Here is a 4,965-nt window from a genome sequence, read left to right on the forward strand (position 1 = left end):
TCGAATACCCCGGCTACAACGGGGGGTCGGACTGGGGCAGCGTCGCGGTCGATCCGCGACGCGGGGTGATCGTGGCCAATTACAACGACATGCCCAACTACAACCTGCTGGTGCCCCGCGCCAAGGCCGACAAGCTGGGCTGGGTGCCGCGCGAGGATGTGCGCGCCGACAAGGGCGGTGCCGAAGGCGCGGGCGATCCGCAGATCGGCACGCCGTATGCCATCGACGTCAACGCCGGTTGGCGCCTGCCGTTCACCAAACTGCTCTGCAAGCAGCCGCCCTACGGTGGCATCCGCGCGGTCGACCTGCGCACCGGCAAGACCCTGTGGGACCGACCGTTCGGCAGCGCGCGCGGCAACGGGCCGTTCGGCATCCGTTCCGGTCTGCCGATCGAGATCGGCACGCCCAACAACGGCGGTTCGGTGGTCACCGCCAGCGGCCTGATCTTCATCGCGGCGGCCACCGATGACCTGCTGCGCGCCATCGACCTGAAGACCGGCAAGGAACTGTGGCACGCCAAGCTGCCGGCCGGCGGCCAGGCCAACCCGATGATCTACGCATTCGGCGGACGCCAGTACGTGGTGATCATGGCTGGCGGGCATCACTTCATGGAAACCCCGGCGGGCGATTACGTGATTGCCTACGCGTTGCCGAAGTAAGTGATAAGGGCAGGAGTGACCGTATCGATTACGATGCGGTCACTTCACGCTATCGCCAACGACCATGAGCACGACCAGCGCCGCGCGTTGTCTACTGGGATCCCTGTGGTGCGTGCTGGCACTCACCGTTGACGCCGCCGCCAGCGCTCGGACGTCGGCCGAGGCATTGGCCGACTGGGAAGCGAACGGCCGCCTCGAGGGCCTGGCGCGACCCGATGCGGTCTGCCAGGATTTTCTGCAGACCATCGGACGCAAGCCCGACACCGTCGAGTATCTCGGCTGCGACCAGGACGACGCGTCCTACCTGCAGCCGATGACGGCCCACTACCGGGTCAGCGGCGCGTCCGCGGCGGAGGTTGAAACCTACCTGCAGCAGACCTTCGGCATGCCCGCGCTGAGCTATCTGTGCTGCGGCTGGAGCAGTGGCGCGCCTTACGTCTGGCGCGCAGGGACGGGCAGCGTGGCCTATGAAATCGGGATGGGCGTGGAATCGTTGCATTATCCGCGCGAGCAGTGGACGCAGATTCCCCGCTTCGACATCCGCGTGGGCGTCACAAGGAAAAGCCCCTGATATCCAGCTAGCGCGGCACCCGCACCATCCGGTTGAGCAGGTGCTCCACCACGCCAGGCGGGTCCGCGGTGCGGCCCACGTGCGTGCTGGACATCTGCACCACCGAGCTGCGCTTGGCGGTGAGGAAGTGGAAGCGCGCACGCGCCGGCAGCTGTGCGATCGGGCCGGCACCGACATCGCCCCGGCAGATCGCCACGATCGCATCCAGCCACGGCTGCAGCGCGTCCAGATCCAGCGCCGGCGCAAAGGCGTGCAGGCGTGCCGGATCAATCTCGATCGCGGCCTCAAGATGCTTCGCCCCGGGGCACGACACGATGACTCCGACGTTGATGAACTCCTCGCGTTCGACGCGGGGCACCACGCGGATCACCGCATAGTCATAGGTGTGCAGCGTGGGCACGGACGGCCTCCTGGACGAAGACGGCACGCACCTGCAGGCGGCGCTTGAGATAGGTGATGTAGGCCTGGCGATACGCCGCCGGGCTGTCGAACAACGGCTCATCCACCAGCCAGCTGTCCGGCACCAGCGCGACGATGCGCTCGATCTCCGCATCGGGCAGCAAGGCGGCGAGCGTGGCATCCACCTCGGCGATCTTCGTCGCGAACGGCAGCAGCACGTGGTCGCGGATCAGCACGAAGGGCTTCTCGCAGGCATCGCCGGCAGTGGCCCAGTCGTGATGGAAGTACATCGCCGCACCGTGGTCGATCAGATACAGCTTGCGGTGCCAGACCATCAGGTTCGGGTTGCGCGCGGTGCGGTCCACGTTGCTGGTGAGGGCATCGAACCATACGATGCGCGAGGCCAGGTCGGCGTCCAGCGGCATCGCGGCCGGATCGTAGTTGATCGCGCCGGGCAGGTAGTCGCTGCCCAGGTTGAGGCCCTCGCTGGCGCGGATCAGGTCCTGGATCTCCGGATCCGGCTCGGTGCGGGCAAACTCGCGGTCCAGCTCGACGAACACGATCTCCGGGATCGGCAGCCCCACGCTGCGTGCCATCTCCCCGGCGATCAGCTCGGCGATCAGCGCCTTGGGACCTTGCCCAGCGCCACGGAACTTGAGCACCACCATGCCCTCGTCGTCGGTCTCGACAACGGCGGGCAGGGAGCCGCCTTCGCGGAGTGGGGTGATGTAGCGCAGGGCGTGCACGGTTCGCACGGGGCATATCCAGCAGGAAAGGAAGAAAGGGTACCGCAAGCGGCTGCTTGCCGGACTTTGCGGCGGCGGGAATCGTGCGGCGCGTCTTGACCTGCCCCCTGGTGGGGTCTAGAAGGCAGGGGTCAACCCGGCTCGCGACAGAGGTCATATGAAGAGGATCATCGCCGCATCGCTCGCACTGGTGCTGCTGCAGGCACCCTCGACATCTGCCGCGCCCCGGGCGGGTTCACCCCTGGCAGGGCGCTGGACGCTGGATGTAGCAACGTTGCCGATGCCGGCGGATGCCCGCCCGCAGAGCGTCAGCCTGGAGTTCGCGGAAGTGCCCGGCGGCAAATGGTCCTCGCGTGTCGCCATCGTCGAGCACAGCGGCAACCGACTGGAGGCCAGCTCGACCATGGCGCTGGACGGCACGCCGGCCCCGGCCACCGGCACTTATGCGGTGGACCGCGTGGCGGGAAAGATGCCGGCCCCCGGGGTGCTGGTGGTGCAGTTCATCTACCAGAACATTCCGCGCTCCACCCGCGTGTACACCGTCAGCGCCGACGGCAAGGTCCTGACTGAAACCGAGGCCTATTTCCGGGACGGTCAGCCGGTGCTGCGTACGGCACATTTCGATCGCGTCAGGGAGTGATGGCTTGCTCAGCCGTGGCGACCTGACGGCCCCCGTTTCGGGCGTATTGGCAAGCCGTGGCCGGCATGCGATCTTGCCGGCCACATGGCCACATGGCCACATGGCCACACGGCCACGGGGCGAAAGGATGGGAAAGGGATTTGCGTATCTGGCACTGACGGTCATCGGTGCGCTGATGCTGTGGGCAACCGGTCAGTTCGACGATGTGGCCGGTGGCACCAATTTGCGCAAGCGCGAGGCGTACTGGCAGGCGCAGGTGGATGATGCTGCATTGCAGGGCAAATCCCGTGCTGCGGTGAAAGCGTTCGCGGCCGCGCCACATTTGATGCTTCAGTGCGAGAAGACCGCTGTTGCCTCACACCTCACCGAATGCGTAGCGGACGATCCCCAGGCCAGAGGCGGTACCGCCACGCACCCGATGACGTTGCAACTGGCTTTCATGTTACAGGGCGACACCTTGCATACCTTTGCGACCAGCCCGCGATCGCCGGAGTAGTCCTGCCTGCAATCGTTGTCCTCGGCCAGCTAGTGCGACAGCATCCCGCGCTGCTGCTCTTGGGTTCGCTGCTGGGTCTGTTCCTGTGCCGCGCTTTCCGCGGCGCGCTGATGGGTGTTCCGCAGCTGCTGCATGCTTTCCGCTACCGGCCGCTGGGCGGCCTCGGCCGTATCGGTGGACGCCCGTAGCGCGGCCGGATCGTCCAGCGCTCCCTTCACCACGAAGATGTTCTGTGCTGCGGCCGCGTCGGCGGTCTGTCGGCTGAGCACCACGTGGTCCACGCGGTCCAAACCGTTCTCCCTGGCGACCACCAGCAGGCTGGCACTCAAGCGTTCGCTGGTCGCGTCGAAGCTACGCCCGTTGGCGGCATCGAGGGCGGCCACCTTGTCGCGAATCTGCTCGTGAAGGGCGCGGTCGGCCGCACTCGACAGTGGCATGTCATGCGCCCGGATGGGCAGCCCGGCGAACTCCCGGGCGGCACTGGGCACATGGGCATGCGTACTGGCGGTATGGTCGAAATGCTGCAGCGTCGGCGGCGTGGTGCTGCTGTCGTAGTAGGGCTGGGGCGCCGGCGTTCCCGCACCCAGCGTGATCCCATTCTGTTCCAGCAGGCTTTCCTGCAGGCCGAGCTGCTGCATGTTGATTGTCATGCGCACACGCCCATCCGGGGCGGGACTTAGCGCTTCGTACTGGCTGGCGCGACCGACAGCGTAGGCGCCGTAGTAGTTCGTGTAATCGGAGTTACGCCCGTGTCCAAGACGCGCTAGATCCCCTGGCTTGTCGAAGTAGTTCTCCGCCATCCCTTCAATATTTGCTGGGGAGGGAGTGATGGTCAGGTCCTGGTTAAGAGCGAGATTGCTCCGCGCTTCGTACGTCAGGCCTGGTTGATGCAACTTGATGACGTCCTTCGCTCGGCCATTGGAGAGGTAGACATCCTCCAGAGTCGCGTCGGGATTCTCCTGCCGGATCTTTCCGACCAGCGCGTTCCAGCCGGCAATGTTGGCTTCCGCCTCGTCGCGGCGATTGGTCGCGATGATGTTTCCGATTGCCCTGGTGTAGTCATGATCGGTGGAGCGTGCGGATCCAAGCTCCCTTTCAAACTGAGCATATGCCTGCGTGGTGGCTGCGTGATTGAAGCCATGCTGGATCTCATGGCCAAGCACAAAGGTCAGTTCGGCGGCGTCATGCGGCCTTTCTCCATCTGGCGCAGCTAAAGTAGCAGCGGGAAGGTTGATGGTCTTGGTGCGACCATCGTACGTGCCGCCGGCACTGACAGTTGAAGGTAGCAGGGCGAAGTGCTGGAGATGTCCCGCTCCGATTGCTGCATCGACCTGGGGTGCAAGCTGAGGCGAGCCTTCAATCACGCTACGTAGATTGGACACCTGTTCGGGTGTCACGCTTGGAGTGCGGCTAAATTCAGACAGTAGTGCTTCCGTCTCCGCGCTTAGTGTGAC

At 65.3% G+C, this 4,965-nt stretch carries 7 protein-coding genes; 4 read left to right on the top strand and 3 right to left on the bottom strand.

From position 1 onward, the window contains the following. On the top strand, positions 1–659 hold a 659-nt coding region (locus tag ACXJKH_RS14500), incomplete at its 5' end, for an outer membrane protein assembly factor BamB family protein (protein WP_457320277.1). A gap of 112 nt (positions 660–771) precedes the next feature. Beyond that, positions 772–1,230 (top strand): DUF4952 domain-containing protein, encoded by a 459-nt coding sequence (locus ACXJKH_RS14505; RefSeq protein WP_457320279.1) that lies wholly within the window; start codon positions 772–774, stop codon positions 1,228–1,230. A 7-nt stretch (positions 1,231–1,237) separates the two neighbouring features. Here ACXJKH_RS14505 and ACXJKH_RS14510 read toward each other — a convergent pair whose 3' ends face one another. Continuing rightward, on the bottom strand, positions 1,238–1,630 hold the full coding sequence (locus ACXJKH_RS14510) for a DUF3037 domain-containing protein (protein ID WP_457320281.1): 393 nt from the start codon (positions 1,628–1,630) through the stop codon (positions 1,238–1,240). Further along, positions 1,608–2,384 (bottom strand): HipA family kinase, encoded by a 777-nt coding sequence (locus ACXJKH_RS14515; protein ID WP_457320284.1) that lies wholly within the window; start codon positions 2,382–2,384, stop codon positions 1,608–1,610. Before ACXJKH_RS14515 ends, ACXJKH_RS14510 begins: the two co-directional genes overlap by 23 nt. A 148-nt stretch (positions 2,385–2,532) precedes the next feature. On the opposite strand from ACXJKH_RS14515, the gene ACXJKH_RS14520 reads away from it, so the two are divergent. Together ACXJKH_RS14520 and ACXJKH_RS14525 are read left to right on the top strand one after the other, a co-directional pair. Next, the gene (locus ACXJKH_RS14520) at positions 2,533–3,015 is read left to right on the top strand and encodes a LuxR family transcriptional regulator (protein WP_457320286.1); all 483 of its coding nucleotides are present in this window, start codon (positions 2,533–2,535) and stop codon (positions 3,013–3,015) included. Positions 3,016–3,142: 127 nt separating this feature from the next. After that, on the top strand, positions 3,143–3,511 hold the full coding sequence (locus tag ACXJKH_RS14525; RefSeq protein WP_457320287.1) for a hypothetical protein: 369 nt from the start codon (positions 3,143–3,145) through the stop codon (positions 3,509–3,511). A gap of 29 nt (positions 3,512–3,540) precedes the next feature. Here the strand turns inward: ACXJKH_RS14525 and ACXJKH_RS14530 are convergent. Next, positions 3,541–4,965 (bottom strand): XVIPCD domain-containing protein (locus ACXJKH_RS14530; RefSeq protein WP_457320289.1); only part of this gene is annotated, 1,425 nt, incomplete at its 5' end.

The organism is Stenotrophomonas sp. P5_B8 (assembly GCF_054049855.1).

Coding starts and splice junctions, on each gene's coding strand:
- ACXJKH_RS14520 (WP_457320286.1), top strand. CDS start 2,533: ATGAAGAGGATCATCGCCGCATCGCTCGCACTGGTGCTGCTGCAGGCA.
- ACXJKH_RS14525 (WP_457320287.1), top strand. CDS start 3,143: ATGGGAAAGGGATTTGCGTATCTGGCACTGACGGTCATCGGTGCGCTG.